The sequence below is a fragment of the Micromonospora sp. 4G55 genome (assembly GCF_016803375.1).
Genome location: NZ_JAEVHN010000650.1, coordinates 1 through 3,402, shown reverse-complemented (window position 1 = coordinate 3,402; position 3,402 = coordinate 1). Strand labels below are relative to the sequence as shown.

Sequence of the window (3,402 nt, the reverse complement as noted above, 5' to 3'; positions counted from 1 at the left end):
CCACCCCCGCCGCCACCAGCGCCAGCACGATCACCCCCGCGGCCAGCAGCAACGAGTGCCGGAACGCCACGCCCCAGTCCCCGCCAGTTGCCCCGAGCGAGGAGAAGAACATCGCCCCGACCGCCGCGATCCCGGCCGCCGAGCCGATCCGCTGGCCGGTCTGGAGCATCCCGGCCGCGCTGCCCGCCTGCGGCACCGGCACCTGGGAGAGGGTGAGGGTCTGGTTCGGCGTGATGACCAGTCCGCTGCCCAGCCCGGCCACCAGCAGCGGCACCGCGGTCAGCAGCGGTACGGAGTGCTGCGGCGAGCCGCGCAGCACGATCACCACCGTGCCGAGGCCGATCACCACGACGACCAGCCCGATGCCGACCAGCGGGCGGCCGAAGCGGTTGACGATCCGGCCGCCGAGCGTCGAGGCCAGCGCGGAGCCGAGGGCGAACGGCGTGATCGCCAGGCCGGCGATCAGCGCGCTGTAGCCGAGGCCGTTCTGCAGGTAGAGCGTGAAGATGAAGAAGATGGCGGTGAACCCGCCGAAGTAGACCAGCGCGATCAACGCGCCGAGGGTGTACGAGCGCAGCCGGAACAGCCGCAGGTCGAACAGGGGTGTCCGGTGGCGGGCGTACCGGCGCTCCCAGAGGCCGAAGCCGACCAGGACCGCCAGGCCGGCCGGCACGAGCGCCCACTTCCACGGGCTCTGCCACTGCTCGCGTTGCACCAGCGGCAGCAGCAGGAGCAGTACGCCGACGCCGAGCAGCAGGACGCCGACCGGGTCGAGTCGGTGCCGGTCGGGCTGCCCGGTCGGTCGGGTGGGCAGCAGCCGCCAGCCGAGCACCACCGCGAGGATGCCCACCGGCACGTTGACGAAGAACACCCAGCGCCAGCCGTGTTCCTCGCCGCCGAGCTGGATGAGCAGCCCGCCGAGCAGCGGGCCGACCGCGGTGGAGATGCCGATGGTCGCGCCGAGCAGCCCGAAGGCGCGGCCCCGTTCGGCGCCTGGGAACAGCTGCTGGATCAGGCCGGTCACCTGGGGGTTGACCACCCCGGCGGCGGCCCCCTGGAGCAGCCGGGCGGTGACCAGCCAGGCGGGCGAGGTGGCCAGCCCGGCGAGGGCGCTGGTGAGCGTGAAGAGGGCGACGCCCACCACGAAGGCGGTGCGTCGCCCGCGGGCGTCGCCGAACCGGCCGGCGGGCACCAGGATCAGCCCGAACGTCAGCGCGTACCCGGAGAGCACCCACTGCAGGTCGCTCGGGCTCGCGTGCAGCGCCCGATCCATCGACGGGACGGCCACGTTGACGATGCTGACGTCCAGCAGCGTCATGAACGCCGCGACCAGCCCGACGCCGAGGGCCTGCCAGCGGCGTCGGTCACCCGCGTCCGTCACGGCGGCCCGGCGATCAGCCATGACCGACCGCTACCCGGCGCCCCGACGGGCAAACCGATCACGCCATCTGGCGGGCACACCACCGCGGGCCGAAGTCCAGCCCGGCCATCGGGGAGTCCTCCCGGTGCAGCAGGTCCTTCTCGGTGAGCAGGTGCAACGGCTCGTGCACCTCCTCCTCCGCCATCCCCGCCTCCTGGGCGATCGAGTCGGGGTACGGCACCTGGCCGCGCGCCTCCAGCGTGGCGACCGCGTCGTACACCCGTACCTCGGCCTCCGACAGACGTACCTGCTGCATGGTGACCTCCTTGCCGTGACCCGCCCGTCGCACGAGCGGTCTGGGTACCGCGGCTTACCCGCCGGGTGACCGACAATGCCCACCCGATCGGTCGGTCGTGAGCGGCCGGCCGCGCCGGGGTGCCCTAGGGTGGAGCCCGTGATCACCTGGGATCTCGTCGTCGTCGGCGCCGGCCCCGCCGGGCTCTCCGCCGCCCACGCCGCGGCCGCCGCCGGGGTGCGCACGCTGGTGCTGGACCGGGCCGTGCACCCCCGGTACAAGACGTGCGGTGGCGGCCTGATCGGCACCTCGCTGACGGCGGTCGCCGGCCGCATCGAGGTGCCCGCGCACGACCGGGTCGACCGGGTGACCTTCACCCGGGACGGGCGACGCGCCTTCACCCGCCGGCACCGCACCCCGCTGGTGGCGATGGTCCGCCGGGACGAGTTCGACGACCGGCTGCGCGCGGCCGCGGTCGCCGCCGGGGCCGAGCTGCGCGAGGGCGTCGCGGTGCGCGGCATCGACCAGGACCCCGACGGGGTACGCGTACGGCTGGCCGACGGCCAGACCGTGCACGCCCGGACGGTGGTCGGGGCGGACGGTTCCTCGGGGGTCAGCTCCCGGCACGTGGGTGTCCGTTTCCGCCAGGTGGACCTGGGCCTGGAGCGGGAGCTGCCGGTGCCGCCGGCCGAGCAGCGGCGCTGGCGCGGCCGGCTGCTGCTCGACTGGGGACCGGTACCCGGCTCGTACGCCTGGGTGTTCCCCAAGGGGTCGAGCCTGACGGTGGGGGTGATCGCCGCCCGCGGCGAGGGGGGAGCGGACCCGCGAGTACCTGCGCCGCTTCGTCGACCGGCTCGGGCTGTCCGGGGTGGCGGCCGAGCACGACTCCGGGCACCTGACCCGCTGCCGCGCGGAGGATTCGCCGCTGCGGCACGGCCGGGTGCTGGTCGCCGGTGACGCGGCCGGCCTGCTGGAGCCGTGGAGTCGGGAGGGGATCAGCTACGCGTTGGCGCTCCGGGGCGCTCGCCGGCGCGGCGGTCGCGCCGGTGACCTGGCCGGTTACCAGCGGGACGTGGCCGAGCAGATGGTCCCGTCGATGCGGGCCGGGCAGCGGCTGCTGGAGGTGTTCGAACGCCGGCCCGACGTCTTCCACGCTCTGCTGGCGACGCCGGCCGGCTGGGGGATGTTCGTCCGGTTCTGCCAGGGCCGGGCCAGCTTCGACCAGACGCTGACCCGGGCTCCCGTCCGGGCCGGTCTGGCGCTGCTGGACCGCCTCCCGCCGGTACGGCAGCGCACACCGTCGGCCCCCGCCCAGCCGATGACCACCCGCTCCGGCTGACACCCCCGGTCAGGGCACGACGACCTGTTCGAGCACCCCCGGAGCGGTCATCCGTACCGCGCGCAGGTGTCCCCACCTCGTCGCCGGCGCCACTGGCGGCGCGCTTAACTGGGCGGGCGTCGTCGATGGGACGGCGGTGCTGGACCGGCGGCGGCACAATGCGGGCATGAGCGACCCGGAGCCCACCTCGTTCGACGACGAGGAGTACGCCTTCCTCCGCCACGTGCGTTTCGGTGAGCTGCCGCCGGCGGTCCGCCCCGACGAGCGGGTGGAGCTCACCGAGACCGATCCGCGCCGCGACCGACCCGAGTCGACCAACGACGACGAGTGGCACCTCCGGCTCGGGCCGGGCGGCTGACCGCGACCGGCGGGGCGGCCCGGACGCGAAACGGGCCGCGGGGATCGATC

3 protein-coding genes and 1 pseudogene are annotated in these 3,402 nt (G+C 74.8%); 2 read left to right on the top strand and 2 right to left on the bottom strand.

Features of this window, described 5'->3' with window-relative positions; translation table 11 throughout:
• Together JNW89_RS31685 and JNW89_RS31680 are read right to left on the bottom strand one after the other, a co-directional pair.
• Window positions 1-1,402, bottom strand: a 1,402-nt coding sequence (locus JNW89_RS31685; protein ID WP_238451862.1) for an MFS transporter, incomplete at its 3' end; no start/stop codon positions are given.
• Between the two features lie 37 nt (window positions 1,403-1,439).
• Window positions 1,440-1,676 (bottom strand): hypothetical protein, encoded by a 237-nt coding sequence (locus JNW89_RS31680; protein WP_238450142.1) that lies wholly within the window; start codon window positions 1,674-1,676, stop codon window positions 1,440-1,442.
• A 138-nt stretch (window positions 1,677-1,814) separates the two neighbouring features.
• Here JNW89_RS31680 and JNW89_RS31675 point away from each other — a divergent pair.
• Both JNW89_RS31675 and JNW89_RS31670 read left to right on the top strand, forming a co-directional pair.
• A pseudogene (locus JNW89_RS31675) lies at window positions 1,815-2,994 on the top strand (geranylgeranyl reductase family protein).
• Window positions 2,995-3,160: 166 nt separating this feature from the next.
• Entirely contained in the window at window positions 3,161-3,352 is a 192-nt protein-coding gene (locus tag JNW89_RS31670; protein ID WP_154936859.1) for a hypothetical protein, read from the top strand.
• Window positions 3,353-3,402 lie beyond the last annotated feature (50 nt).